The organism is Amycolatopsis sp. NBC_00355 (genome assembly GCF_036104975.1).
Lineage (GTDB): Bacteria > Actinomycetota > Actinomycetes > Mycobacteriales > Pseudonocardiaceae > Amycolatopsis.
In genome coordinates this window covers 3210009-3236109 of record NZ_CP107982.1, presented here as the reverse complement: position 1 = coordinate 3236109, position 26101 = coordinate 3210009, and the positions used below count along the sequence as shown (strand labels likewise).

The following is a 26101-nucleotide window of genomic DNA, read 5'->3' as shown; positions in this document are numbered from 1 at the left end:
TTAGCGCTGCGCGTCGGCTGGTGTGCGCCAGGGCCAACGCAGGGGCGGGGCGAGCACGCTCAGGCCGGGTGGCACCGTGTTAATGCGGAGGATCGCGGCGGTCCAGGTCATGCCGATGCCGATTCCGAGTAGAGCGACGTGGTCGCCGGGGACAACTGCGCCGCGAGTGAGCAGGTGTGCGAGGCCGAGGATCTGGTCGTTGGGGCCGATGTGGCCCCACTGGTCGCCGGCGTGGCAGAGGGTGCGGTCGGCGGTGATGCCGAGCGGTTGCAGGCAGTGGGTGTCGAGCAGGTGGCGGCCGTAGTGCGGCAGGAGCACCCAGCGCAGCTGTTGGAGGCGCAGTCGGGCGTCGCGGAGTGCCTCGTCGATGACGGCGCGGACGCCATCGTTGTTGCGGCGGGCGACCGATTCCGCGCCGACAGCGTCGGTGTATTGGCGCTTGCGTTCGCGGATCCGTTCGACCCCGAGTTCGGTGGTGCCGGCGGGGAGGAAGCGGTGGTTGCCGCGGTGGAGTTGTTCGAGAGTGGGGTCGGTGTAGGAGCTGGTGGCGAGGATGTGGGCGAGGCCGGGTTGGCGGCCGAGGATGAGGGCGGAGCCGCCGTCGCCGTAGGCGATGCCGTGGTCGGCGGTGAGGTGGTCGAAGGCGGGTTGGCCGAAGGTTTCGCCGCCGGTGAGCAGGACGGTGTCGAGGTCGGGGCTGCCGGCGAGGACGCGGGCGGAGATGTCGATGCCGCCGACGAGGCTGTTGCTCATGGCGTTGAGCTCGCTGGCGATGCCGCGCCCGGCGGGCAAGCCGAGGCGGCTGCGGACGTAGGCGGCGCGGGACCAGAAGTCGATGCCGCGGCTGCCCCGCCAGATCGCGGCGTGGAAGTGCAGGTCGGGAACGGGCAGCGGGCCGGTGGTGGTCGTGGCCATGCTGGCAAGCGCGTTGCGGCCGGCCCGCACGGCCAGGTCCATCCCGGTGCTGTCTGAGGCGATCGATACCGCGCGCTGGCTGGTCGCTCCGCGCAGCGTCGGGATGGTCTCGAGGTTCTCGACGGCGACGATGTCGCCGAGCGCAGCTCCGACGCCGCGGAGGTGCAGGTTCTTCCAGCGCATCGTCAGCACCGCCCGTCTCGGGTTGGCTCCGTCGAGCCGGACGTGACGTCGGCGATGACGGCGTCGACTGAGCCGTAGTAGGCCCGCAGGTGATGGGTCGTGATGCCAGTACAGGCGGCGATTTCGTCGAGTGTGACCGGTCCGCCAGGTGGCGGGTCGTCGAGTAGGTCGCGGGTGGTGTCGGTGATCCAGGTGCGCATGGGTCTCCCCGGTCGAGCGGGTGGGTTGGCACGCCAGGTGACGGGGAGGTGCCGGAAGGTCCGGTAGGTGGCGTGAACGCTGGGGACGGCTTGACGAGACGAGCTGGGCTAGGGGCGGTGGGCGTGGCCGTTGCGCCGGGTGAGCAGGGCTTTGTGGTGGGCGCGGCGCAGGTCGGGGATCTGGTCTCGTGCGGCGGGGTCGAGTTCGGGCATGCGGTGCACGTCGGTGTTGAAGCCGGGGTCGGTGCGGAAGATCAGGGCGAGGACGGAGGCGTTGTTGCTGAGGTTGACCACCGCATACGGCAGGGTGACGGGGATGTAGATCATGTCGCCGGCCTGCGGGTGGAACGGCTGCATCGCGTTGCCGGAGAGCACCGCGAGGTGGCCGCTGATGATCGCGATCGCGGTTTCGGTGGTGTCGTGCCGTTGCGGTGCGAGGGTGGTGGCGCCGTGCAGGTGCATCCGGCCGCCGGAGAGCGCGCGGGTGGGCACGATCCCGGTGCGCAGGATCGGGGTGAGCGTCTCGTCTTCATCGGCCAGATTCCCGCCAGCTGACGGCAACGGCGTGGTCGTGGTGTCCATCTCGACAGTCCTTCCAGGTGAGTTCAGCGGGCGGGGGTGTCGGTGGTGTGGTGGGCGAGCTTGCAGGCGAGCGCGGCGTTGGCGACGGCGTCCGGCACGAGCCGGCGGCCGTGGCCGCAGGCTGCGGCGACCGCGAGCACCGGCCGTTCCAGTTCGGTCTCGACCAGCCCCAGGGCGGCGAGGGAGTCCTTCGGGTGGGTTTCGTCGACCAGTCCGGCGATGACGTCGATATCGCGGCGCAGGTGCCGCAGCGCCCGGTAGAACCGCGGATCCGTCGAAGGTGCGTTGGTGCCGGTGCACATCGGGATGTGCGCGGCCGGCATCGGGATCCGCAGCCGGTGCAGCTGCTTGTGCAGGGCGTTGAGGAACTGCACCGCGGGCACGAGGTCGGTGGGCGCGAACAGCGGCTGGTGGCCGAGGTCGCCGTGGCAGAGATGGATCCGCCACGTCGCCTCGCGCGGGCCGTCGGCGACGACGCGTGCGACCTGCTTGGCCAGCGCGCGCACGGCGGCGGGCCACAAGGGCCGTGGGGTGCGGTCCAGCGTGGCCAGCACCGCGGGGGTCTCGAGCTGGAAGACGACCTGGTTCCCGTGCTGGCGGTGGATGGTGTGGACGTCGTCGAGCACGGCCTGGCGGAACACCGGCAGATGCGTGACCGCGGCACCCGGGCTGCCGAAGGTGAACAGCGACAGGTCGTAGGGGTTCGGGACCGACACCTGATGTGGCGGAAAGTCGCGGTCGTCCTGCAGCTGGTTCCGCGCGGCCATCACCGCGTCGGTGTGTGCGGCGCGGCCAAGGGACAGGTCGTCGGATTCGAGCCAGTGCCCGCGCTTGAGGCGGTAGGTCGGCATGTCGTCGTAGTCGGCGGAGTGACCGGTGCGGACAGGTTCGAGGGCGTCGACGGCGGCGAGGCCGTCGAGCCAGTCGATGATCCACCGCGGGTCCGGGTCGCACGGCAGCCCGGTCAACGATGTGCCGGTGCTGTGGTCGAGGAACCACTGCATCGTCGCGCGGTGATCGCCGGTCAGGACGGCGGGCAGTGAGCCGACGAAGTGGACGGCCCGGACGTCTTCGGATGAGGCGGTGTCGAGCAGGTCGTGGCTGGTCTGGCTGAAAACGAGCGTGGACATGGGTTTCTCCCCTGTTCGGTGAGGCGGATGGGTTGTGTGGTTGTGCGGGCGTGGGGAGGCCGCCCGGCGGGAACGTGGGAGTGGGAGGGGCGCGGGCTCGCGATGGAGGGTTGAGGGTGTGCGGGCCCGCGCGGTCCTGGGTGGTCAGCCGGTCACGGCGACGTGGCCGGGCTTGGGTTGTGGCTTGGGCGCGGTCCGGTCGCCCGGGTTGTCTCCCAGCTGGTGCCGCTCGCCCGGCGATGCCGGACGGGGCGTCCCGGGAGCTCCGGGCTTGTGCGTTGGCGCCGGGCGGGTGCCGGTCGGCGGGTTGCCGCTTGGCGGCGGCGTTCCGGCGCCGCAGCTGACCGTCGCCACGGTCACCGTGATCGCCGTGCCCGCGGTCGGCTTGCTCGACGTCGGTCCACCGGATCCGCTTGCGCGGGTGGGTGCGGTGCTGGTGGTGACGGTGATGACCCCGGCGGTGCCGTGACCGCCGGGTGAGACCTTGAGGTTGCCGCTGCCGCCCTTGGGGGCGCTGGCGGTGATGGCGCCGTTGCGGCAGGTCGCGGTGAACGGCCCGACCGTGGTTCCGCCGATCCGCACGGAGATGACGCGGGCTTCGGCGAATCCGGTGCCGGCCTGCAGGCTGATGCCGCTGGCCACGACCGCGCCGCTCGGGCTTGACACTGACCCGCCAGCGGACTTAATCCCGCCGTTGCTGGACACGCTCGGCCGGGCCGAGAGGTGTTCTCCGCCGGAGACGGAGATCCCGGTCGCCGTCGATGTCGCCGCAGCGGCCGCGAGGACGGGCGGCGCCGCGGTCGCCGGGGTGCAGCTGGAGGCCAGGGTGGTGAGGGTGCCGACGAGGAGCGCTCCGGCTCCGGCGGCGGCGAGGGCGGTGCGTGTGGTGTTCATGACGAATCTCCGAAAGTGTCGGTGGGGTCGGGTTAGCGGATGAGGACCGGGGTGCCGATGGGCACCGGGTCGATGGGGTTGGTGAAGGTGGCGAGGGCGTCGGCGGGGACGCGGATGCATCCGTCGCTGGACGGGCGGCCGAACACGTCGGTGCTGGGCCAGCCGTGGATGCCGGTGGTTCCGGGGCCGCCGCCGTAGGTGGAGAACGTCGCCGAGTGGATCCCGAGCGGAAAGATCACCGGGCTGAACTTCTGCTTCGCGTCGGTCATCGAGGCGAGCACGAACGTCCGCCCCGCCGGGGTCGGCGCGGCCGCAGTGCCGACTCCGACGCTCCAGGTGCCGATCTGCTGGTGGTCGCGGTAGAGCGTGAGCCGGAAAGCAGCTCGGTCGATGACGATCCGGTCGGTCGTCGACCGAATCGTGAGCGTGTTGTCCTGGGTGGACAGCCAGCCGGTGGAGCCGTTGGGCCGCGATGGCAGCAGCACCTGCACCCAGCCTGGTTCCTCCGCGATCACCGGCACCCACGTGTCGGACCCGAGCTGCGTGGTCGGCAGAACGGCTATCGCCGCGCCACCGGGCTGGTCGAACACCGGCACCGGGGTGGTCGGGTGCACGAGAGGCCCGTCTGGGATCTCCTCGGTCGTCGCGTCTTGCGGAGCGTTCGCGACGGTGCCGAAGGTGCTGGCGTCGGGCAGCCCGGTCAGATTCGGGATCGCACGGGCGGCGACCGGGGCGTCGAGCTCGACTCCCAGCTCGACCGGCTCGGCGCCGCGAGTGGTGTCGGGCGCGGGTCGCGACGGTGTGAGCAGCACGCCCGCGGTGCAGATCAGCGCGATCCCGGCTAGCCAGAGCGCGAGCACCCGCCACCTGTTCGGTGCCGGCTGTGGCATCTCGGACATGGAACAGTCCTTCCTAAGGTCGATGGAGGCCACGGCAGGCCCGCCCACTGTCAAGCGGGCCTGCCGCGAAGAGAGGTTGTGGTTACTGGGAAAGCGCGCCGATGAAGCCGTCGGTTGGTGTGCCGAGGCCGGTGACGTTGTCCCAGCCGGGACCGCTGTGCAGGTTCTGCGGGTGGGCGTCGAAGTCGATCAGGTAGCTGCCCTGCCCGGCGGGGACGGCGACGCCGCCGAAGGCGTGCATCATCGGTGTCCACACCCCCGCCTTCTGCGGCGTGACGTCTGCGATCGCGCCCGACCCGCGCAGGCTGTAGAGGATCGGGGTCAGCAGGCCGGCGCGAGCGTTGCCGGAGCGGGCCTGCTGGGCATCGGCGACGAGCCCCGCGATCAGCGGCGAGGCCAGCGACGTGCCGCCGTAGGAGCCGATCCCGAACTGGCCCTTGATGGTCTGCCCAACCAGCATCCCGGTGTAGGAGTCGGCCAGCGCCGCGATGTCCGGCACCGCCCGCTTCCCACCCGCGCCGGGGACGACGCCGGCCTGCCAGTCCGGCGCGTCGTAGAGGGCGGAGGTGCCGCCGCCGGCGCCGGAGGCGAACGGGCCATCGGCGTCCTGCTGCGGTGCCCACGAGTTGCCGGTCTGGGTGTTGCCGCTGTTCTCCCACCCGGTCAGCACCTTCGGCTGGTTGTTCTGGTCCAGGCCGACGCTGGTGCCGCCGACGGCCACGACCCACGGGCTGGAGGACGGGAAGCTGGCGGTTGGGTAGCCGACGGGGCCGGAGTTGTTGCCGGCGTCGCCGGTGGAGACGGTGATGCTCTGGCCCTGGATCGCCGCCTGCAGCGCCATCGAGTTGAACTGGTCCCGCGCCGCCTGAGGCAAGCCGGCTTCGCCGTCGGCGTTGCCGTAGCTGTTGCTGATCACGTCCACGGCGTTATCAGTGACGGCCTGGTTGAACGCGTCGTAGATCCCGGTTCCCTTGCAGGTCTTCCCGGCGTAGTAGTAGACCTTCGCACTTGGGGCGATGGTGTGCGAGGCCTGTACGTCCAGGGTCTGTTCGGCGGCCCATCCGTCGGCTCCGCACTCGGTCGCGTCGGTGAACCCGCCCTGCGGAAGCACCGCGCTGTACTGGCCGGCCGCGAGCGGGGGCACGCCGAGTTGGGCGGCGGCCTGGTTGGTGTCGGCCACGACGGTGGCGGAGTTGTAGGCGCCGACGACACCGATCGTCGTACCGGCGCCGGTGTCTCCGTTGCCCAGCTTGTACATCGCGCGGACCTGAGTACCGGTGTAGCCGCACAGCGAGTTCGATTGGGATCCGGCCGGGTACTTCTGCGGGACGTCGGTGTTGTTCTGTTCACCCCACCACCGCGCGCAGTGCTGCTCGGCTGCGGCTGCGGTCGGGCGGGTGTGCTGGGGCTTGAGCAGGGCGGCGCTGTCGTCGAGGCCGAGCACGGCGGTGATCGAGGCACGCAGCGAGGCCGGCACGGTCACCGGCGATGCCGGGGCCGTGAGCGTGCGGGGGGTGCCGTCGATCCGGGTCCGGAACGCGGCGATCCTCGTCCCGAACGCCGACTCCAGCGCGGTGGTCGGGGCTTCGGCGTCGACGAAGTGCCGGTTGGCGCTGACGCCGGTTACGTGCAGGCCCTGCGTGCCCAGCCAGCGCGACACCTGGTTGACGGCGTCCTGCGTCGGGGCGAATCGCTCGAGAAACTCCTTCGAGGACAGGAAATTTCCGTGCTCGGCGCTGCTCGGCGTCGCCAGCTGAGCGGCGAGGTGTTCCGCACCGCCCTGGTCGCGCAACGTGAGCGCGACCTGGATGCGGCGGACGGTGTTTCCGTTGCTGTGGGCGACTTCGGTGTGCGGAGTGGCCCAGGCCGGGGTGCTCCCGGCGATCGGCGTGCGGTCGCCTGTGTCGCCGGCGGTGGTGTCGGGTGCCGCGACGGCGGTGGCCGCGGTGGAGGCTAGTAGGGCCGCGGTCGCGGCGAGGGCATGCCAAAGACGGCTGTGCATCGAGGTTTCTCCTTGAATGGAAAGGGGAAAGTCCGATCAGCGTCACGTGAAGTGGGCTGATGGATGTGCCTCGTGCTGCAGCCAGGGATGCGCTAAGTGGGCTGAGCGGAGACGTCATGGGCTACAAGGCCCGGCCGCGTGTGGCCGGATGTGCAGGTCGCTGATCGAGAAGTACGAAGCAGCGCCGCGCGCGTGATGATGTACTACTGTTGCGTCAGTAGTGGGCGGTCCGCGTGCGAACTGCGGCCGGCGCGGTGTGGATGGTGGAAACACGTGAATGTCCCTACGTGTTGGGCTGACCGTGCGGGATTCCACGCCTCCCCAGGGTGGAGCACGAGTCTGCCTTGCTGAGACGAACACTAGTCAATTCTAGAGAAAAGTCAACGACTGTGGCGATTATGACTAGTTGTTGACTGCGGCATGCGTGCCGCGCGGCGGGTCGGCAAGGGGTGCTGAGTCAGGCTCGCGAGCATGAGGACGTGCATGTCGGCGGTTTCTGTCATGCGGCCGAAACCGCCGTTCGGCGTTCGGTGTTGTCTCGAAGTGGACAGTGTGTGGACCACTAACCCGATCGGGTGTTCGGTCAGAGGGTGGATGATCTTCATGGGCCACGCGTGGTACGACATCTGTCACGGAGCGCGGCACATTCGGGGTGGGTGTCGCCGCCCGGGTGACGGTGGCTCGAAGCCGACTGGCCGGGCCGACTGGTTACGGCGACTGTAGGAGGGGAAGCGTGGGGCGGATCAAGATAAGACGTCATCGTGAACTGTGCGGGTCGGCGTATACCTATCCGACGCGATGAATAGGCCCGTTTGCAGGCCAACCTGGCGGTCGCACGCCGGCGTCCAGCTGACGACATTCTTTGGGCGGTCGCACGAGCTGGTTGGCGTGCGCGAGCGGCTGAATGGCGACGCCCGGATGGTGACGCTGACCGGTTCGCCGGGTATCGGAAAAACGCGGCTCGCCGGTGAGTTGCTCGTGCAGATGAACGAGCATTACGACTCGGCGGTGTTCATCAGACTGGCTGAGATCGGTGTGCAGGCCAATACTGCCGATGTTATGCAGCGAATCTGCAACTTGCTTATCGCAGAACTTCGCATCTCGCATCATCAGCCGGACGCCGAGCCCGCGGAGGTGCTGCTTGAGCATGTCCGTGAACGCCGTGTCTTGATCGTGCTGGACAACTGCGAACCGGTACTGGACGCGGTTGCCGAACTGGCCGACCGCCTGCTCACCGAGACCACTACGGTGCAGGTGGTCGCCACCAGCCGCGCGTACCTGGACATCCGTGGTGAGCACGTAGTCCACCTCGCTCCATTGTCGATTCCCGCCGAGCACGCCGACCGTGTGGCGGCCGAGCAGTGTGATGCGATCCGGTTGCTGGCAGACCGCGCCGTCGCTGCCGGACGGCCGCTGACTGAGCAGGACGACTGGTCCGCGATCGTCGACTTGGTGCGCTGGTCGGCTGGGGTTCCGCTGGTGTTGGAGCTGGTCGCGGCCCAGCTGGGCGCGGGCCGGGCGCCGGCGGTGGTCCTGGATCGACTCCAAGGCGGCGCGTCGCTGCGGTATGGCCCGGGCGCGCGCGGGATCCCGGCGCACCATCTTGCCCTCGATATCGCTATCACCGAATCCTGGGATTTGTGCTCACCGCAGCAGCAGCGGGTCTGGGCGCGGTTGACCGTGTTCACCGGCGGTTTCACCCTCGAGGCGGCCGAGCAGGTGTGCGCGGACGACCTGATCGAACGCGACGAGATCCTTGCGATTCTGGATCACCTGGTGCGTCACTCGGTCATCGAAGGCGCCTCGTCCGACGCGCGATACCGCCAGCACACCTTCCTGCGCGAGTACGGACGACGCCGGCTGAAGGCGTTCGGCGAGCTGGACGCCATCGGTGAGCGCCACTACGTCTGGGTCGCAGGGCTGGTCCGCGAGGCGGCCGTGCGGTATTTCGGGCCAGAGGAGATCCGGTGGCTGGACCTGGTCAACGCCGAATCTCGTAACATCACCGCGGCCGTGGCCTGGTGCGCTGAGCACGATCGGACTGAGCGCGGTCTGGCGATCATGGTCGATCTGTTTGCGACCCGGGCGCCGTTCTTCTTCGCCACCGAGATCCAGGCCTGCCGCCTGGTCGAAGACCTGCTGCGCGCCGGGCCCACCGGGGCAACGGAGGTGCGGATCTCGGCGCTGGCGATGGCCGGCTGGGTCTGGATCACCCTCGGCGACCAAGAACGCGGCAAGACCCATCTGGACGAGTGTCTCCGCCTGGCCCGCGAGACAGGTAAGCAGGACGCTCCGGCGGTCCAGCTCGTCGAGGGCACCTATGAGGCGTTGGCCCTGGGACAGCGGAGCGGGTTCGCGAAACTGGCTGCTGCCGCTGCGGGCTTCCGCGCTGCAGGTGCCGAAGGCCTGGGCTACATGGCAGACCTGTTTCATGCCATCACAGCCGGGGTGCTGGGGCCGGCGGAAGAAGCAGACCGGATGTCGCAACGCTGCCTCGCCGAGGCCCGCCGTCGCGGCGCCGAGTGGGCGCTGACGTGGGCGGAGTGGACGCGCGGGCTGCCCGCCTGTTCCGAGCCGGTCACCAACAACACCGCGCCTCTGCGGAGACAGCTCGCGCTCGGTGACCTGTGGGGGCCCGGATGGTGGGTGGAGAAGGATGCTTGGGCGCGTGCGGAGGCCGGCGACTACGTTGGCGCGGCGCGGCGGATCGGCGGCTCGGACAGCCTGCAAGCACGTCACGGCGTTCATTTCAACGGCCTGGCCGGCTTCAAACGCCACCGGGGACACGCCGCCGCCGCGATCGCGTTGGTGCTCGGGCCGGTGGAGTCGACAGCGGCCTACCGCGAGGGCAGCATGCTCGACGATGACCAGATCGTGGCCCTCGCCCTCGACGACGCCGACTCCCCACCGGAGCCCGTCTTGACCGAGCGGCAGTGGACGATCGCCCGGCTGGTTGCCAGGAAGCTGAAGAACCAGCAGATCGCGGCCACCGTGCAGTTCTCCGTGCGCACGGTCGAGAACGAGCTGAGCGCGATCTATGACCTGCTGAACCTGGAGGGACGTCGAGAGCTCGCCGACTGGTACACGGCCCGGTCGGCGCCTACCGGCGCTCCCACCGAACCGGCAACGCGGCGACGCCGCGGATGACGCCGAACGTCCGGCGCACCGTGGCACCGGGCTGGAGCCGGAAGCCGGGGAGTGCGCGCAGCAGCTCGGTGAGCATGACGCGCAGTTCGACGCGGGCGAGGTGCCGACCGAGGCAGCGGTGCTCGCCGGAGCCCCACCCCACGTGCTGCGGCCTGCCGTGTTCGCGGTCGAGGCGGAAGACGTCGCCGTCGTCGAAGACGCGTTCGTCGCGGTTCGCGCTGCCCCAGGCCAGCAGCAGCCGATCCCCGGGGGAGAGCGGCACACCGCCGAGCCGGGTCGCCGTGGTCACGGTGCGGCCGGTAGCTGCGACCGCCGGCTCGCAGCGGATCAGCTCCTCCACAAACGCCTCCAGAGCACTCGGCTCCGCAGACACATGTTCTCGCAGGACCGGATCCTCGAGCAGCTGCAGAATCGCGGTGGCGCACGCGTCGGCGGTGGTCAGATGCCCGGCGGCGACCATCAGCATGGTCATCTTGACCAGCTCGTCATCGTCAGAGCTCCGCCCGTCGACCTGCGCGTTCACCATCTGCGAGAGCAGGTCGGCGGTGGGATGGGTCCGACGTTCGTGGATGCGCTCGAGCAGGAAGTCCGCGTAGATCCGTCCCGCGTGCCCGGCGTCGGTGAGCGTCTCGGCGCCGTAGAGGGCACGGACGTGCTCAGACAGCCAGGCCCGTTCGAACTCGGTCAGCCCCAGGACCCGCCCGATCACCAGCGGCGGCACCTGGCGGGTGTAGGCCCCGACCAGGTCGGCGGCGCCGTGCGGGATCAGCTCCTGCAACGTCTCCCGGCAGACCGCCCGTACGTACTGCTCCTGCGTGGCCGCGGCCGCCGGGGTGAAGAAGTCTTGCAGCAGCCGCCGCCACTGGTTGTGGTGCTCCTCGTCGGTCTCGAACATCGGCGCGACGGCCTCCCGCATCTCGGTGACCACCGCCGCCGCGCCCAGCCCGTCCACGTAGGCACTGAACCGGTCCGAGGCGCCCGCGGCCTCCCGGACCTCGTCGTACCCGGTGACCAGCACGAAACCGCCCAGCTCGCCGCTGCGTGCCACCGGACAGCCTCGGCGGATCGCCCCGAGCGTCTCGTAGGCCGCCTCGGCGATGGCGGGATCGAGGTGGTTGAACGACCACGCCAGATCCCTCGGACCGGTCCCCGACTCGTGCGCCTCGGCGCCCCCAGATTCCAGAACCATACCCATCTGACTACTCGCCGTGAGCGCCCTCGTTCAAGGGGCTAGTAGGCGTTGGTGGACACGTATGTGGACTCCGCATCGCCGAAATGTGGGCCGAATGTGGCGCGACGGGGCCTTGATTGCGGAGCGTGTCCGTCAGGATGGCTGCAACGCTCTGACCTGCCGGTATGAAGATCGGTACGAGGAGTGTGAGCACGGCGGCTGGTGGGGACCGGCTGGATCCGACGAACACTCAGGGGAGAAAGTGAACACCATAGGACGCGAGGATCGGGAGTTCATCCGGCGCTGCGAAGACATCATCGGCACACTGCCGATCCGATACCCGTTCGAACTACGCGCCTTCCTCAAGGCGGTCGGACAGCAACGCGGCATGACCGTTGTCATCGGGCGGATGTCAACGACCCGCGGCGGGGCCAGCGGGTTGCTGGCGCGGTCTCGCGAGGAGTGCTGGCTCATGGTCGCGGCCAAAGCGGCACCCGCTCACGTCGCCCACATCGCCTTCCACGAGGTCGGCCACTGGGTGCTCGGACACCCCGGCGACCACCTCTGCCTGCGTCGCACACATCCCGGCGACCGCCGGGAGGCCGAGGCCGAGCAGTTCGCCTACCTGCTTCGTGCACACGTGCAGACCGGAGCGGCGCGCCAGCGAGATCGGCTGCCACCAGGCCGGACCGCGCTGCGGGCAGCGTTCGGATCCCGCGGGCACCTGTGTGCCGATGCCTGACCCGGTCTCGCTCGCCTGGTACGTCGCCGCGGCTGCGGGCGTGGCCGAAGCGGCCCGCAAGACGCTGGTCAACCGCGGTGTCGGCTACGCCCTCAGCCGCCACTTCCTGACCGCAGGCATCGCCTGCATGGCCCTGTCACTGGCCGCAGGGGACCCGACGACCCTGGACTGGGTCGATCGTCTGACCAGACTGCACAACGCCGCGATCGTGGCGCACAACCTGCTGGCGATGCTGGCCATGGTGTGCACCGCCGGGTTCCTGCACACCCTGGGGCAGCTTCGCCTGCCCATGCCGGCCGTCGTCACGATCTTCACGGTCTGCGCGGCGGCGATGGTCACCCTGTATGTGCTGGCCGGAGCCCACACATCCTGGTTTGGGTCACCTCGTAACCCGACGCTGCTGTCGCAGCTCTATAGCGCGATCTACCTGACTTACATGGTCAGCTGGCTCGCGCTGCTCCTGCTGGGACTGACCGTGGTGGCCCTGGGCGAGGTGGCAGGCGTGCGCGGCGGCGTCGTCCTGGCCCAACTGGGCGTGGCGGTGTCCCTGGGCGGGCTGGCCTGGCGGCTCGGGGTCGTACTCCGTCTGCTGGTCGACCCGCACCATTCGCCCCACGGGAGCCATTTCGCGATCTTCACCGATGCCGCCGGTCTGGCTTTGTTCGTCGCCGGCTCTGTGTTCGCCGCGGCCACCCGGACGCTGTTCGACCGCCTCGACCAGCGCCGGCGGACGCGACAGGAGACCGCAGTCGAGCACCTGTGGCGACGCGTGCGGATCCTGCTTGCTCATCGCAGCCGGCCACCGCTGACCCTGACGCAGCAGCTGGTCGAGATCGAAGATGCCCTGCTCATCGTCGATCGGCTGATCGACCCGCGCACACAGCGCCGGATCCGCGCTGACCTCCGGGAGCTCAGTCATGACGGTGACGACATCGAACCGACGGCTGCAGCCGTCGAGATCGAGGTAGCCATCGCCACCGTCGTCGCGCACCTGTCACAACCGTCAGCAGCGCACCTTCCGGACAACCATGCCCTCGACGTCGACGCCGATGCATGGTGGCCCGAAACTGAGCGCTTGCACATCGACGACGGCCACCGGCTCGCGTGGCTGGCCGCTGTTGGCGGCCAGCTCGAACAGGATCGTGTGCAGCGCCTGGCGGAGAAGCTGAACTCCAGGCAGCGCAGCGGAAGCACGGCATGACCTGTCGTCCGGCCGTCGTCCTGTCAGCTGGTTCGTCCGTGGTTGGTGTCGCGGCGTGTCTGGGCGATTCGCTCCAGCACTTTCAGCAGCTGCCGCTTGTCGGCCTCGCGTGCCTCACCCAGCGAGCTGGTGATGTCGCGGGCGCTGACACCGAGCAGCCCAAGCTCGGTCACCAGCTCGTGGGTTCTGCGATCGGATTCGTCATACGGCAGCTCGAACTCCGCGGCCGGGACACTGGGGTCCAGCAGGTTCGGGTGGATCTGCCAGAACTCGGCCAAGGCACGGGTAATCGCCGGTCGGCTGTTCTCGCGCACCCCGCCCTTGAAGTTGTGCAGAGCCTGCTTGGCCAAGGCCAGCCCGGTTCGAGCCTGAACCCATCTCGCCACCAGCGGAACCCGGGCAGTGAAGCTCTGAAACCCTGCCCCCTCGGCAGCGGTGAGCCGCGCAATCTCGTCGGGATCGACGACCGGGTCACCGCCGAGCATGTAGTAAGTCGAGGCGTGGTCGAACAGAAACGTCAGACGCTCGGCGAAGGTGTCGAGGTTGAGCAGGTCCAGGGTGAGCTGTTGCTGGGCAGCGTAGGTGCGTCGCGGCATCGGCGAGGTCAGGTAGGCCGGTGACGTCGTCTCCCAGCTGTCGAAAGTCGGCTCATCGTCCAGCCGTCGTCCCACGTCGCCCCCACCTATTCCGTCACCGCCGGGTGTTGGACTTCGCCGCGGTGATCGGTATTTGACACATTGCGAGTTGCGTCTACCATCGAAGCAAAGAACCACACTTGTTGCGATTATCTTCGGATTACCGAGGGAACGCAACCCACGCCACCCCGACCAGGGGGTTGGAGCACGGTCCCGATGTGACCGCCGCACCCTTCACCGGCGCACCACCGCTGAGGGGAAGGCCGTCGTGACCCCATCCGAAGACCTACCTGTGGACATGCGCTCTGGTGTGGACACTCCGGCCCCAGAGCGGCTGCAGTCCGCACCCACACGCGGTGCGATCGAGCTGGTCGACTGGTCAGCGTTCGGCCGTGTCCTGCCGATTCTGGCCGCTTCACCAGGGGCCGGCGCCACGAGCACTGCCGTCGCGATGGCTGACGCCCTCCAACTGGCGGGACGATCCGTCTTGCTCGTCGATGCCGGCGATCCTGTCCGATCTGGACTCGGGCGTGCAGCACGTGCCGACGGGCCGCGCCGGGATGGCCCCGGACCCGCAGCCGGGATCCGGTTCTCACAGCGCGCCGGCGCACTCCTTGCCCAGCTGGACGTGACGGAGACCGCCGCCGAGCCGATGATCTTCCCGTCGCCCGCGTACTGGCACCCGGGCGGCCGCAGCATCGATGTCACCGTGGTCGACATCGGCCACGACCCCTGGCGCCTGGCAAGCAACCCTGCTCTTGGACCGGGACGGTGGTTGCGCGTCGGCAGCCCCTCACCGATCCCCGCCCTGGTGGTGCGGCCAACAGTGCCCGGACTCGCGCACGCCGAGCAGGTCCTTGCCCGCTTGGCGCCCTGGGTGCGGGCTGGTGAGGTAACCCCGCCGACGCAACTGCTCGTCGTCGGGGCAGACCGGTGGCCGAAAGGCGTCGCAGGCACCGCGGGTCGCCGCACCAGCGTGCTGCTGCCCGACGCGGTGTTCTTCCCCCATGACCGTGAGGTTGCCACGCATGGCATCACCGCGGACGTGACGCCGACGTCGCTGCGGTCACCGGCCGAACACCTGCTCCGTTCCTGGCATGTGCTGCCACAGCGGACACGCCGCTGGTCGTTGCGTCGGCCGCGCAACGCCCGTGGACGCGACAGCCACGTTTCCCGTCTCGATACCGACTGAGCCCAACTCTCGCCGCTCAGCTGACAGAACTTCAACGCCCTCCCATCTGACCCGCCCGACGTGACGTCGGGCGGTGCGATGCGGAGGGCAGCATGCTTGCGCACATTTTCACCGACTGGCTCGCTCAGATCCCCAACCCAACACCGGTAGAGCCCGAGGTCGGCGGCGACAAGATCCTCGGGCTGCTCAACAACGTCAAGTGGGCCGCCGGAGTCGCCCTCGTCGCCGGATTCTTCATCGGACTGATCGTCTGGGCCGGCGGTCGCTGGGTCGATCACCACCGCGCCGGCAAGGTCGGCCTCGTCATGATGCTCTGCGCCATCGCCGGCGCGATCCTCTACGGCATCGGCTGGTCGCTCATCAACAGCTTCGCGGGCGGCTGAGCCATGTTCACCTCCACACCACGGCCACGCAACCGCAAGCGAGCGCGTCGCCTGATCACCGCCACGGCCCTGCTTATCGTCGCGATCACTGTCGTGCTCGTTTCCCGGCAGGCGACAACACCGACCTCACCGCACCCGGAAACAGTTCCTCCCGGTGCCGCGCCGTCGACTCCGCTCACGGTGCCCGTCGACGACGCGACCGCGCTCGCGATCCGCCCGATGCTGACACTGCCGCCCGAGGCAGCACTGCCACACGAACTCACGACCGCGACCGCCGGTCCGCCGATCGCCGTGCCGCGCCCGGCACCGATCGCGAACCGCGTGATCTCCGACGGGTTCCCGGCCACCGGGGAGGGGGCGCTCGGCTGGCTAACCGACCTGAACGAGACCGCGCTGCGCGGCGGTGACCCTGCCACCTACCTGCGGGCTTACGGCGAATCTGCGCTCCCGCACGCACCGTCCCCGCAAGGCAGCGGCCTCTACGCGCTGCTGACCTCCTTCCGGGAACGGGCCGGTATCCGTCCCGGCGAGCTCAAGCCCGGCCTGACGGTGACCTACGAGGTCACCCAGGGCCTGATCAAGGGCACCGCCGACGGTGGCCGGTTCGCGGTGGTGTGCACGCTCGGGCAGCTGAGCTTCGACTACCAGGGCCAGAGCACAAGCATGGGCATCGGCGACTGCCAGGCCCTGCGCTGGACCGGCACCGTCTGGCGCATCGCTCCCGGCGCCCGCGCCGCCTACGCCGCTTCCGCGTGGCCGGGCAGTTCCGAATCGGTCGCGGCCGGCTACCGGCCTGTGAACCGGGACGGTGCCCGGTGAACCCCCTGGACATCCTGAAAAAGCTGGGCGAGCTGGCCGGCGACGGGGTGGGGGTCTTCGCCAGCGGAGTCCTCGAGCCGCTGATGGCGGCCACCTGGGCCGCGGCCCTGTTCATCCTGCGGACCGCGTTCCAGCTCGTCGACCAGTTCTCCATCCTCACCGTGTCCACCACGGACGGCCCGGTCTCGATCCTGTGGCCGATGACGCTGTGGATCTCCGGAGCCATCGCGCTGGGCATGTTCTTCTGGCAGATCATCACGACCGTCCTGCACGGCGGCCGCGGCTTCGTCCGCCTGATCACCGGCCCGATCCAGTACGGGATCGCCCTCGCGATCACCGTGAGCGTGGTCGCGGCGTTCCTCGCTGCTGCTGACGGCCTGACCGAAGCGATCCTGTCGACCGGTCTGCGGGTGGGGAATTTCCGGGATGCGTTGAACATGACCGGCTTCACCGACGCTCTGTCGGATGAGGTCAAGAACGTTGTACTCGGCTTGGCCGGGGCCTTCGGGGTGATCCCGGCTGGGCTGGGCTTCGCGTTCGAGGCAGTGTTCCGCGAAGCCGCGATCTACGTCGTGGTCGCGACGATCCCGATCGCCGCGGCGGGGCTGGTCGCAGATGTGACCGCGCGGTGGTACTGGAAAGTCGTCCGCTGGGGCCTGGTCGCGGTCGTGATGAAGCCCGCGCTGGCCTTCGTGCTGGTGCTGGCGGTCGCGATCGTCGGCGGCGCGCAGGGCCTGTCCGGGCTGCTGGCTGGCATCGGGGTGCTGTTCGTCGCGCTGCTGGTGCCGCTGGTGCTGTTCAAGCTCTTCGCGTTCGTCGACCCCGACTCCGATCCCCAAGGCGTGTTCCGGGACAAACTCGCCGATGCCGGTCCGGATTCGTATGGCGCCAACAGTATCGCCGGTCGCGTGGCGGGCGCGTTCGGGAAAATGGCCCGCAAAGACCTGAAAAACAAAGGAACCAACGGCGACGAGGAAGACGGCGACGATGCTCAGCAGCAGGCGAACGTCGACCGCTTCGACCAAGCCGCCGCCGACGACGACACGACCACCGGGCTGCCTGACCCGACCGGTAACGAGCAGGCATCTGATGGGACGGACGATGTCGGCACGGCGTCCGGCGGCAACGCACCCGACGCCGACGCCGACGCGACTGGTGGTAGCGGCGCACAGGACTCGGGAACCGACCTGGCAGCCGGGACGACAGAGCCGTCGACAGCCGAAGCCGGTGGTACCGGCGGCGCGGGCGCGGCCGGGCCTGCCGACGATGACGACAACGACAACGGCGAGTCGCCGCCTCCAGACCCAGGAGGAGATACCGGGCCGCCGACCCCACCGGTCCCGAACCCCGAGGGCGGTCCGCCGCCGGACGACGGCGGTGGTGCCGCGGCAGGCGAGGCCGAGGAAGCCGCGGTGCTGCTGTGAGCACTGCGACTCGGATCTACAAAGGACTCTCGCGCAGAGAGCGCGCGGGCTGGATCATCGGACTGACGCCGGTGCAGGCGTTCGTGTGCGTCGGACTTGCCGTCCCGGTGATTCTGGCGCTGGCGGCCGGGCGCTTCGGGCAGGCGTTGGCGCTGGGCGGGCTCTGCGGCGCGGCCGCAGCGCTCGTGGTCGTGCCCGTGCGCGGACGCCCGGCGTTGCACTGGCTCGGGCACCTGCTGCTCTACCGCGTCGGCATCGCGCTGGGGTGGTCGCGGTGGCAGTCGCGCGCGGTCACCGGCCAGGCCACCGATCTCGATGAGCCGGACCTGCCCGGGGTGCTGGCCCGGCTGCGGTTCCCCGACGGTCCACCGCTGCGCGATGTCGGCCGGGTGTGCCTGATCCACGACACCGGTGAGGGCCGGTGGGGCGCCACCGCCCGGCTGACCCACGCCGGTGTCGGGATGCTGTCGGACGCCCAGTGCGAGCGGCTGGCCAACCGGCTGGGCAATCTGCTGCTGTCGATCGGGCACCGCGAGGTCATCGACCGGATGAGCCTGCTGGTGCGCACCGTCCCCGACGACGGCGCCGACTACCAGGCTTGGCGTACCGAGCACGATGTTCCCGATGCCCCCGCCCTCGCGCGGCAGGCCGCAGCGGAGCTGGACCGGCTGGTCGGGGCGGTGTCGGTCCGGCACGAAGTGTTCGTCACCCTCTCCGGCACCGAAGACGCCCTCCGCCGCCCGGCTACTGCCGCCGGTGGCGGAGTCGCAGGCCGGGCCGCGGTGCTCTACCGGGTGCTGGACGGGCTCGAGGACAAGCTCAGGAGTCTCGGGGCCACCGGCGTGAAGTGGCTCTCGGGTCCGGAGCTGGCGGTGGCGATCCGCACCGGGTTCAACCCGGCCACCGCCGCCGGACTCGCCGCGCGCCGCCATCAGGCCGGCGGCGACGCCGGTGTGCGCTGGGCGACGGCGGGTCCCGTGCACGCCCCAGCGCCATCGGCGCGGGCCTACCTCCATGACGGCTTTGCCACGGTGTCCTACTCGGTGCTGATGCCGGAGGCCGGGACGGTGTTCGGGTCGCTGGGCGGGCTGCTCGCGGTCAAGACCGCGGGCGAGCGCCGCAGCCTGGCCATCCACTACGAGACCCTGTCCCAGCATCGGTCCCGCAAGGCCGTGCGCCGTCTTCGGTTCCGCACGGGCGTGGTGCGGGACTGGAAGTCCTCGAAAGGCTTCAACTCCGGCGCCGCCGAAGCCCGCGAAGCCAGCGGCGCTCGCGCGCAGGAGCACGCGGTCGCGGCCGGGCACGGGATCGTCCGCTTCGCCGTCGCCACTGCGGTCACGATCCCCGACACGTGGAACGTCGAGGACCACGCGGCCAGGTTGGAGAACGACATCGCCGGGCGGTTCCAGCTCCTGCGGATGGAACTGGCCCAAGACGCCGGGTTCGTCGCCGCCGTCCTGCCCCTCGGTGTCGGATTGCCTCGGCTGCGTGGCGGTGAGTCGTGAATCGCCGCGACCAGGAACGGACCGCGGCCGAACTGCTCGCCACCTTCGGCCCGGCGGTCAGCACACGCCCGCCCGGACGTCAGCGTCCGGACGGCCGCAGCGCTCGCCTGAACCAGCGGGCGGCGCCTCGGCGCGGGTTCGCCCGGCCCGGATATGGGTGGTCGCCGGTCGCGGCGCCCCTGCAGGTGTACCAGGCCGGCACGCACGAGATCGGCGGGTTGTTCCCATTGCTGGCGGCGAGTCCGCTGCCGGCGGTCGGGGCACGGATGGGCTACGACGTCCACTCCGGCGGCGCGTTCTACCTGCATCCGGTGGAGTTCGTCCTCCGCTCGATCTGCACCAACCCGAACATGGTCCTGTTCGGCGAGCCCGGCAGGGGCAAGTCCTCCACGGTGGTGGCGTTCCTGCTGCGGATGATGCTCACCGGCGTCCGCACCCTGATCTCCGGCGATGTCAAAGGCGAATACACCCCGCTGCTGGACGCATTGGGTGTCACGCCGATCATGCTCGGCCGCGGCAGCACAGCCCGCCTCAACGCCCTCGACCTCGGCCCGCTCGCCGCTCGCTGGGATGCGTGGTCGACCGAGCGGCAATGCGACGAGCTCGACGGGGTTCTCGGCCGGTGGGTGCAGCTGCTGGTCGCGCTCGCCGAAGCCCAGGGCTACCAGCCCACGGTCACCGACGAGGCCGCGCTGTCCGCGGTGCTGAGGCAGCTGCTCGGCGTCAGCGACGGCTACACCCGCCTGGCACCGATCACCATCCCCGACGTCCACCGCATGCTGTCCGAGCCGGACGAACAGCTCTGGTCGAGCCTGCGCTTCGCCGGCCGCCGCCAATTCCTCGACCACCTCCGCTCCATCACCGACGCGCTGGCCAACCTGATCAGCGGCCCGCTGGCGGGACTGTTCGACGCAGCCACGAACTTCACCGTCGACTGGGACGCCCCGATCCAGAGCCTGGATCTCTCGCGGCTGCGCACTCGCGGCGACCAGGCCGTCGCCGTCGCACTGACCTGCCTGGGCTCGTGGTCGTCGCTGGCGACGGATCTGCAGGAGGACGGGGAGCTGCGGATCGTCGTCCGGGACGAGATCTGGCGGCAACTCCGCCTCGGTCTGCGCGCGGTCCAGGCGGTGGACAGCGAACTGCGGCTGTCGCGCGCGGAACGCAAGATCCAGGTGCTGGTCAGCCACAAACCCGGCGACTTCCTCTCCGTAGGCGCCACCGGCTCTCAGGAAGTCGCCATCGCCCGCGACCTGCTCGCCCTGTGTTCAATCCGAGTCCTTCTTGGACAGTCAACGCGAGTGGCGAGCGAACTGGCCGACGTTCTTGCGCTGTCGGACAAGGAACAGGAAGCCACGACCGGCTGGGCCAACGACCGGCAAGGGCGTGCGCTGTGGAAGATCGAGAACCGGACCGGGCTCAAGGTACAGACGGTGCTCAGCCGGATTGAGCGGCAGATTTTCGATACCAACGCTCAGCTCGTGCGGAAGCCGAATCCGTTACCGGGCAACGACATGATGGCGACGTCATTGTGAGGCCCAACGGGATGCTCGCTGGCGTGGCCGCTGCACCGGCCGGGCTGGTGATGCTGCCAATTCTCGCCCTGGCCCTCATCGTTGTGCCGACAGCGACCGCGACGGTCGTGCAACTCAGCGGGTGCGAGCAGGGCGGCCCGGGTGGCGGGTCGGTCGTGGTGGACCGGCAGCAGCTGGGCGCCGGCGAGATGGACATCGCCCGCACCATCGTCGACGTCGTCCAGCAGCGCCGGCTACCTCGGCGGGCCGCAGTTCTCGCGATCGCCACCGCGATGGTGGAGTCCGGGCTGCGCAACCTCGACTACGGCGACCGTGACTCTGTCGGGGTGTTCCAGCAACGCCCGAGCCAGGGCTGGGGCACCCGCGCGCAGATCCTCGACCCCGTCTACGCCACCGGCAAGTTCCTCGACGTCCTCGTCGCGCTGCCCGGCTGGGACACCATGGCCCCGGGACGGGCGGAGCAGGCGGTGCAGCGCAGCGGCTTCCCGGATCGCTACGCCCCGCGTGAGTCCGCTGCTGCTGCGATCGTGGATCGCTTCTGGGCCGGGCCCGACAACCCCACCCCACCCTCGCCACCCGGCGGCGGCACGGAGGCCGTGCAGGCGAAGACGCTGTGCCCGGACCAAGGCGGATCCGACGTCCTCCGCGACCCAGGCCAGGTCGACCCGAAGAAGCTGCCATCGGGGTTCACGCTGCCGACCGATGTCCGCCAGCGTGCTGCGGTCGGCTTCGCCCTGGGCCAGGTCGGGAAACCCTATGTGTGGGGTGCGAAAGGCCCGAACGCCTACGACTGCTCCGGGCTGATGCTCGCCTCCTGGGCGGCCGCCGGTGTCGGTATCCCGTCCGGGACGGTCAGCCAGGTCCACGCCGGGCACGCCGTCTCCTCGATCCAGCAGGTGCAGCCTGGGGATCTGTTGTTCATCCCCGGCTCGCTGGGCACCGTACGGGTGCCGCGGCACGTCGGGATGTACGCCGGACACGGCCTGATCGTCGACGCCTACGACACCGACACCGGCGTCATCCTCGAACCCCTCTCGGCCTGGACCTCGAAGATCGTCGCGATCCGCAGGATCGCCGACCCCAGTTCGCCCTCCCCACCACCGGAAGGGAGCCCACTCTGATGACCAACGTGGCGTTGCTCTTCCGCTGTCCGGGAGGAGCGGCCGATGCCGCGCACACGCACCGACACACTCAATCTGGACCGCGACGTCGCCCTGATGGGCCTCGCTGTCGCCGCCCTCGCCGCCCTGTGCGTCCTCGGCGCGATCCTCGTCACCGCTGCTGTCCTGGTCACCGGGTTCTCCGCCGGCACCTGGGCGTGGCCGCCGATCACGACGTGGCCGGGTTTCGCGCTCACGGCCGCGTTCCACGCTGCCGATCCCGGGCCGGTGCTGCCGGTCCCGTGGTCGGGCGCGGTCAGCGATCACCAGGTCGCGTTCTACATCTGGTTCACCACGATCGCGATGCTGACCGCCGGCCTGACGGTCGGCGCCGCGGTACCCGTGTGGCGGCGGGTCGGGCCGTCTGATGCCGGGCACGCCACCCGCCGGGACATGGCCAAGACGTTGTCGGTCGCGGCGGCGCGCAAGACCGCTGTCTGGACCCGGGGGGACTTCACCGACGAGCAACGCCGCGAGGCACCGGTCGAGCAGATCGCGGTCCCGCTGCACCAAGGTCCGCGCCGCCAGCAGTTGGTGACGTCGTTGGAGACGCCGACCGGGACGATCGCCCCGACCCGTTCGGGCAAGAGCCGCACCGACCTGGTGCACAAGGTCCTTGCCGCTCCCGGCGCGCTGGTCGCCTCGACGACCAAGAATGACCTCGCCGAGTGGGGTCTGTTGGCCCGCGCCCGCCGTCCGGGAGCCGGGCCGGTGCTGGTCATCGACGCCACCGGCACGCTGTCCTGGCCGGCGCACGCCCGCTGGTCCCCGGTCACCGGCTGCGCCGACCCCGCCGTCGCGCTCCGCCGCGCGGAAACGCTGATCGAGGCGTCCTCGCTCGGCTTGGAGAACGTCGGCGGCAACGACGCGGTATTCCGCGGCCGGGCGACGATCGTCATGCAGGCGTATCTGCTCGCCGCCGCGAACCACCACCGGACCGTCGATCACCTCGTGCGGTGGTCGATCGCTAAACCCGCCGACCGGGAACCGGTCGAGCTGCTGGAGAAGCAGTATCCGCAGCTGGCGCAGAACCTGGAGTCGGAGATCGGGATGGTCGCCGAGACCTCCGATGCGGTCTGGATGTCGGTCCGCCGCGCGATCGAGCCGTTCATGAACCCGGCCATCCGCTACTTCGCCACCCCGAGTCCGGCTGAGGAACTCAACATCGACGAGTTCTTGCGGCTCCACGGCAGCCTCTTCATCGTCGCCGGGGAGCACCAAGCTCCGCAGGCCCGGCCGGCGCTCACCGCGCTGGTGGAGCAGATCCTCACCACCGCCCAGGACACCGCGCTACGCCGCGAACGCCGCCGCCTGGAACCACCGGCCACCGCGATCCTGGATGAGCTGTTCGCGGGGACGCCGGTGCCGCGGCTGCCGGCGATCATCGCCGACTCGGCCGGCCGCGGGGTGCTGATCCACTGGTCCGCGCAATCGCGCTCCCAGTTGGACGAGCTCTACGGCGAGCCGGGCCGGCTGCAGTTGATCGACAACACCCTCACCCTGACCGCGTTCCCCGGGCTGAAGGACGACAAGACCCTCGAATGGCTGTCCACGCTGTCCGGGCAGCACCGCCGCCGAACCCATCAGCATCACAGCGACGGGCTGTTCAGCGCCGGACGCGGCGCCAGCGGCGAGGAAACCGTCCCGACCCTGCGCGCCGGCGACATCCGCACGCTCGACCGCGGCCGGGTCCTGATCCTGCACGGCAACCTGCGCCCGATCCTCGGCCGGACCGTCGACGTCGAACAACGACCGGACTGGCCCCAGCTGCAGGCCGACGTCGCCGCGATCCGCTCCGGCCGGGCGGCGATCACTCCCGACGGCAACCCGCTGATGCTGCCTAGCGCTGGTGATCTGCGGTGAGCGGCGACGATATCGCCGCGCGCCCGAACGGCGCTGCCGACGACGACGGGCGGCGTACGGCCGATCAGGACGGATTGGAGCCGCGGTCGCTGGAGGAGCTCAACGAGGTGGTCGCCGGGTTGGAGACGGTGGCCAAAGTCCTGCGGCGGCAGATCGAGCAGCTGTCGGAGAAGCTCGCTGAACTGACCGACGAGCCGGAGAGCGATCCGCGGCTGGCGCGGTGGCTGACGTTTTTACCTCCGGAGGCCGCTGAGGACAGGAGACATCGCGGGGAAAAGCCGCTGTTCACGCTCGCTCACTTCGTGCAGTACTACAACGACACCTACGTCGGAAATCCCGGCACCCGCGCCCTCGCCATTCCCGACTGCTGGCTGGATCACCCCGGACTGGTCGCCGAGATCGCCACCCTCACCTACACCTGGCGCGAGGCTCACCTGGGCAAGAAGGCCACCGCGCGCGATGCGCAGTACTGGCACGACCACTGGCGCCCCGGCTTCGCCGAGCGCATGGCCACCGAATGGGTCCATCAACGCTGCCGATCCGACGGGCACAAGACCGCCGGCGCGCCGGGTCGTCCCGACCGCTTCACCCTCGATCACCGCCAACGTGAGGCGCGGGAAGCTAGCGAGACCGGCGGCGCCAGCCCGCAGATCGTGCCGAGCCAGCCATGATCGTGCACGCGGGTCGCCGGGCGCCGGCGGGGGAATTGGGTACTCGGCCGGTCCGCGTGTCAATGGTCGCGCTGTACATCGCGTGCGTCGTCGGCGCGAACTGGCTGGCCGAACACGTCGGCGCCGTCGGCGTCGGATTCGGGCTACGTGCCGCAGCCGCGGTGTACGTCGCGGGACCGGTGCTCGTCGTGCGGGACTGGGTGCAACGCTTCGCCGGATTCCAGGTGTCGCTGCTGGCTGTCGTAGCGGCCACGGTGCTGTCCTACCTGGTTGCCAGCCCGGCCATCGCGACCGCGTCCGCGGTGTCCTTCGCTGCCAGCGAGACGCTCGATGCCGTCGTATACACCGTCGTCCTCCGGCGCCACTGCACCGCCGTTGCCGTGCTCTGCAGCGGGATGGTCGGCCTCGTCATCGACTCGCTGCTGTTCTCCGCGATCGCGTTCGCCTCCCTCGCACTGACACCGGGCCATCTGCTGGGCAAGCTCTACGGCGTTCTCGCCGGAACGGTCCTCACCGCCGCCGCACGCCGTCGGCCATGAAATTCCTGCTCGGGACGCACCGGCCGCACTGGCTTGCGCAGCTGGACGTGCCGCTATTCGTGTCCGACCGAACCCTGCGCCGGTACAAGACGCTACCGGTCGCGACGTGTGACTGGGCCTGCGATTCGGGTGGCTTCAGCCAACTTTCCCAGTGCGGCACCTGGGCGTGCGGCCCCACTCCACGCGAGTACGCGGCCCGGATTCGCCGCTACCGCGACGAGATCGGCCGCCTGCTCTGGGCAGCGCCGCAGGACCACATGTGCGAGGACGCGATCCTGGCGCGCACGGGACTGGATGTCGCACGGCACCAGGACCTGACGGTCAGCAACTATCTGGAGTTGCGGTCCATCGACGCGAACCTGCCCTTCATCCCGGTTTTGCAAGGTCAGTCCATTGCGGACTATCACCGCTGCGCCGACCTCTACGAGTGCCGTGGTGTCGACCTCACCACGGCTCCACTGGTGGGGTGGGCAGCATCTGCCGACGTCAGCACACCGCGGAAGTCGAGTCGGTCCTGCGTTCGCTGGCGCAACGTGGCTATCGATTGCATGCCTTTGGCGCGAAAACGCTGGGCCTGGCCCGCTATGGCGCCGTCGTCGCCAGCAGTGACTCTCTGGCATGGTCTTTCGCTGCGCGTTGGCAGCCGCCGCTGCGTGAATGCCGCGGGCACCGCCGATGCAACAACTGCGTGAGGTTCGCGCTTCGCTGGCGCCGCAAGGTCCTCGAAACAGCCGGAGTTCCCGACAATTGCGTTGGCAGACGCGTCAGGTAACGGTGTTGAGTTATAGTGACCAGACCCGGCGTATCCCGTTCGCGGGTGAAACTACTGGAGGCCCCCGATATGGCGCAAAAAGTTCTCGTGGAAATGGTCGACGACATCGACGGCGACGTGGCCAACCAGACGGTGCCGTTCAGCCTCGACGGTGTGAGCTACGAGATCGACCTCTCCGACGCCAACGCGGCGGCGTTACGCGACGAACTCACCCGCTACGTCACCGTCGGGCGACGCGTCGGCGGGCGCAAGGTACGGCTCGCAGCCGGTGAGTCCACCCGTGCGAAGAAGCCCGGTGCTGCGGCGGAGGATCGCGAACGGTCACGCCAAATCCGTGAGTGGGCAACCAACAACGGCTATGTAGTGTCCGAGCGCGGTCGTCTGTCGAGTGAGGTCATCGAGGCGTTCGAGGCGAACAAGGGCTAGCCGATCGTCGTCGAGGAACCCGCGCCCTCGGCGCGGAAGCGTGCTTCGCGCAAGAACTTCGCGGCCGCGAAGAAGTAGAAGCCCGCCCGCCGACAACAGCGAACAATGCCC

22 protein-coding genes and 2 pseudogenes are annotated in these 26101 nt (G+C 69.6%); 15 read left to right on the top strand and 9 right to left on the bottom strand.

The genetic code is table 11. The annotated features are described in order from the left end of the window. The 7 genes from OHS18_RS13720 to OHS18_RS13690 form a co-directional block, all read right to left on the bottom strand. Positions 1-1098 carry a 3-oxoacyl-[acyl-carrier-protein] synthase III C-terminal domain-containing protein gene (locus OHS18_RS13720; RefSeq protein WP_328617293.1) on the bottom strand — a complete coding sequence of 366 codons (1098 nt, stop codon included), beginning with the start codon at positions 1096-1098 and terminating at the stop codon, positions 1-3. Positions 1099-1100: 2 nt separating this feature from the next. Next, the gene (locus OHS18_RS13715; RefSeq protein ID WP_328617292.1) at positions 1101-1298 is read right to left on the bottom strand and encodes a hypothetical protein; all 198 of its coding nucleotides are present in this window, start codon (positions 1296-1298) and stop codon (positions 1101-1103) included. A 108-nt stretch (positions 1299-1406) separates the two neighbouring features. After that, positions 1407-1880 (bottom strand): hypothetical protein, encoded by a 474-nt coding sequence (locus OHS18_RS13710; protein ID WP_328617291.1) that lies wholly within the window; start codon positions 1878-1880, stop codon positions 1407-1409. 23 nt (positions 1881-1903) lie between these two features. Continuing rightward, positions 1904-3010 carry a hypothetical protein gene (locus OHS18_RS13705; RefSeq protein WP_328617290.1) on the bottom strand — a complete coding sequence of 369 codons (1107 nt, stop codon included), beginning with the start codon at positions 3008-3010 and terminating at the stop codon, positions 1904-1906. A 144-nt stretch (positions 3011-3154) separates the two neighbouring features. Then, complete coding sequence (locus OHS18_RS13700; RefSeq protein WP_328617289.1) at positions 3155-3904, bottom strand: hypothetical protein; 750 nt, start codon at positions 3902-3904, stop codon at positions 3155-3157. Between the two features lie 32 nt (positions 3905-3936). After that, complete coding sequence (locus tag OHS18_RS13695; RefSeq protein ID WP_328617288.1) at positions 3937-4836, bottom strand: L,D-transpeptidase family protein; 900 nt, start codon at positions 4834-4836, stop codon at positions 3937-3939. 49 nt (positions 4837-4885) lie between these two features. Further along, positions 4886-6805, bottom strand: a complete 1920-nt coding sequence (locus OHS18_RS13690; protein WP_328617287.1) for a S53 family peptidase — start codon at positions 6803-6805, stop codon at positions 4886-4888. Positions 6806-7693: 888 nt separating this feature from the next. On the opposite strand from OHS18_RS13690, the gene OHS18_RS13685 reads away from it, so the two are divergent. Then, on the top strand, positions 7694-9952 hold the full coding sequence (locus tag OHS18_RS13685) for an ATP-binding protein (protein ID WP_328617286.1): 2259 nt from the start codon (positions 7694-7696) through the stop codon (positions 9950-9952). Here OHS18_RS13685 and OHS18_RS13680 read toward each other — a convergent pair. Further along, positions 9906-11141, bottom strand: coding sequence for a cytochrome P450 (locus tag OHS18_RS13680; protein ID WP_328617285.1), 1236 nt, complete (start codon positions 11139-11141; stop codon positions 9906-9908). The two genes, OHS18_RS13685 and OHS18_RS13680, sit on opposite strands and share 47 nt — an antisense overlap. A 97-nt stretch (positions 11142-11238) precedes the next feature. Between OHS18_RS13680 and OHS18_RS13675 the strand changes: the two genes are divergently transcribed. Together OHS18_RS13675 and OHS18_RS13670 are read left to right on the top strand one after the other, a co-directional pair. Then, positions 11239-11865 carry an ImmA/IrrE family metallo-endopeptidase gene (locus OHS18_RS13675; protein WP_328617284.1) on the top strand — a complete coding sequence of 209 codons (627 nt, stop codon included), beginning with the start codon at positions 11239-11241 and terminating at the stop codon, positions 11863-11865. Beyond that, positions 11858-13066, top strand: coding sequence for a DUF6545 domain-containing protein (locus OHS18_RS13670; protein WP_328617283.1), 1209 nt, complete (start codon positions 11858-11860; stop codon positions 13064-13066). The genes OHS18_RS13675 and OHS18_RS13670 overlap by 8 nt, the downstream gene beginning before the upstream one ends. Positions 13067-13089: 23 nt before the next feature. On the opposite strand, the gene OHS18_RS13665 is transcribed toward OHS18_RS13670, so the two are convergent. After that, positions 13090-13737, bottom strand: a complete 648-nt coding sequence (locus OHS18_RS13665) for a hypothetical protein (protein ID WP_328617282.1) — start codon at positions 13735-13737, stop codon at positions 13090-13092. A 592-nt stretch (positions 13738-14329) separates the two neighbouring features. On the opposite strand from OHS18_RS13665, the gene OHS18_RS13660 reads away from it, so the two are divergent. From OHS18_RS13660 to OHS18_RS13605, 12 genes and pseudogenes are all read left to right on the top strand, one after another. Further along, the gene (locus OHS18_RS13660) at positions 14330-14893 is read left to right on the top strand and encodes a hypothetical protein (protein WP_328617281.1); all 564 of its coding nucleotides are present in this window, start codon (positions 14330-14332) and stop codon (positions 14891-14893) included. 92 nt (positions 14894-14985) lie between these two features. Beyond that, the gene (locus OHS18_RS13655) at positions 14986-15276 is read left to right on the top strand and encodes a hypothetical protein (protein ID WP_328442857.1); all 291 of its coding nucleotides are present in this window, start codon (positions 14986-14988) and stop codon (positions 15274-15276) included. A 180-nt stretch (positions 15277-15456) separates the two neighbouring features. Beyond that, entirely contained in the window at positions 15457-16095 is a 639-nt protein-coding gene (locus OHS18_RS13650) for a hypothetical protein (protein WP_328617280.1), read from the top strand. Further along, on the top strand, positions 16092-17519 hold the full coding sequence (locus OHS18_RS13645; RefSeq protein WP_328617279.1) for a hypothetical protein: 1428 nt from the start codon (positions 16092-16094) through the stop codon (positions 17517-17519). Before OHS18_RS13650 ends, OHS18_RS13645 begins: the two co-directional genes overlap by 4 nt. Further along, positions 17516-19024, top strand: a complete 1509-nt coding sequence (locus OHS18_RS13640; protein ID WP_328617278.1) for an SCO6880 family protein — start codon at positions 17516-17518, stop codon at positions 19022-19024. Before OHS18_RS13645 ends, OHS18_RS13640 begins: the two co-directional genes overlap by 4 nt. Further along, a complete protein-coding gene (locus OHS18_RS13635; protein ID WP_328617277.1) occupies positions 19021-20559 on the top strand; it encodes an ATP-binding protein in 1539 nt (512 codons plus the stop codon). The genes OHS18_RS13640 and OHS18_RS13635 overlap by 4 nt, the downstream gene beginning before the upstream one ends. A 23-nt stretch (positions 20560-20582) precedes the next feature. Then, positions 20583-21680 (top strand): C40 family peptidase, encoded by a 1098-nt coding sequence (locus tag OHS18_RS13630; RefSeq protein ID WP_328617276.1) that lies wholly within the window; start codon positions 20583-20585, stop codon positions 21678-21680. Positions 21681-21725: 45 nt separating this feature from the next. After that, positions 21726-23582 (top strand): type IV secretory system conjugative DNA transfer family protein, encoded by a 1857-nt coding sequence (locus OHS18_RS13625; protein ID WP_328617275.1) that lies wholly within the window; start codon positions 21726-21728, stop codon positions 23580-23582. Beyond that, positions 23579-24253, top strand: a complete 675-nt coding sequence (locus tag OHS18_RS13620) for a hypothetical protein (protein ID WP_328617274.1) — start codon at positions 23579-23581, stop codon at positions 24251-24253. Before OHS18_RS13625 ends, OHS18_RS13620 begins: the two co-directional genes overlap by 4 nt. Beyond that, on the top strand, positions 24250-24792 hold the full coding sequence (locus OHS18_RS13615; RefSeq protein WP_328617273.1) for a VUT family protein: 543 nt from the start codon (positions 24250-24252) through the stop codon (positions 24790-24792). Before OHS18_RS13620 ends, OHS18_RS13615 begins: the two co-directional genes overlap by 4 nt. Further along, positions 24789-25564, top strand: a pseudogene (locus OHS18_RS13610) (deazapurine DNA modification protein DpdA family protein). Before OHS18_RS13615 ends, OHS18_RS13610 begins: the two are co-directional and overlap by 4 nt. 69 nt (positions 25565-25633) lie before the next feature. Then, a pseudogene (locus tag OHS18_RS13605) lies at positions 25634-26068 on the top strand (histone-like nucleoid-structuring protein Lsr2). Positions 26069-26101: the final 33 nt, after the last annotated feature.

Bases quoted from the DNA above. Each gene is read 5' to 3' on its own strand.
- OHS18_RS13720 (WP_328617293.1), bottom strand. From the start codon at position 1,098: ATGCGCTGGAAGAACCTGCACCTCCGCGGCGTCGGAGCTGCGCTCGGC.
- OHS18_RS13715 (WP_328617292.1), bottom strand. From the start codon at position 1,298: ATGCGCACCTGGATCACCGACACCACCCGCGACCTACTCGACGACCCG.
- OHS18_RS13710 (WP_328617291.1), bottom strand. From the start codon at position 1,880: ATGGACACCACGACCACGCCGTTGCCGTCAGCTGGCGGGAATCTGGCC.
- OHS18_RS13705 (WP_328617290.1), bottom strand. From the start codon at position 3,010: ATGTCCACGCTCGTTTTCAGCCAGACCAGCCACGACCTGCTCGACACC.
- OHS18_RS13700 (WP_328617289.1), bottom strand. From the start codon at position 3,904: ATGAACACCACACGCACCGCCCTCGCCGCCGCCGGAGCCGGAGCGCTC.
- OHS18_RS13690 (WP_328617287.1), bottom strand. From the start codon at position 6,805: ATGCACAGCCGTCTTTGGCATGCCCTCGCCGCGACCGCGGCCCTACTA.
- OHS18_RS13680 (WP_328617285.1), bottom strand. From the start codon at position 11,141: ATGGTTCTGGAATCTGGGGGCGCCGAGGCGCACGAGTCGGGGACCGGT.
- OHS18_RS13675 (WP_328617284.1), top strand. From the start codon at position 11,239: ATGTGGCGCGACGGGGCCTTGATTGCGGAGCGTGTCCGTCAGGATGGC.
- OHS18_RS13670 (WP_328617283.1), top strand. From the start codon at position 11,858: ATGCCTGACCCGGTCTCGCTCGCCTGGTACGTCGCCGCGGCTGCGGGC.
- OHS18_RS13655 (WP_328442857.1), top strand. From the start codon at position 14,986: ATGCTTGCGCACATTTTCACCGACTGGCTCGCTCAGATCCCCAACCCA.
- OHS18_RS13625 (WP_328617275.1), top strand. From the start codon at position 21,726: ATGCCGCGCACACGCACCGACACACTCAATCTGGACCGCGACGTCGCC.
- OHS18_RS13615 (WP_328617273.1), top strand. From the start codon at position 24,250: ATGATCGTGCACGCGGGTCGCCGGGCGCCGGCGGGGGAATTGGGTACT.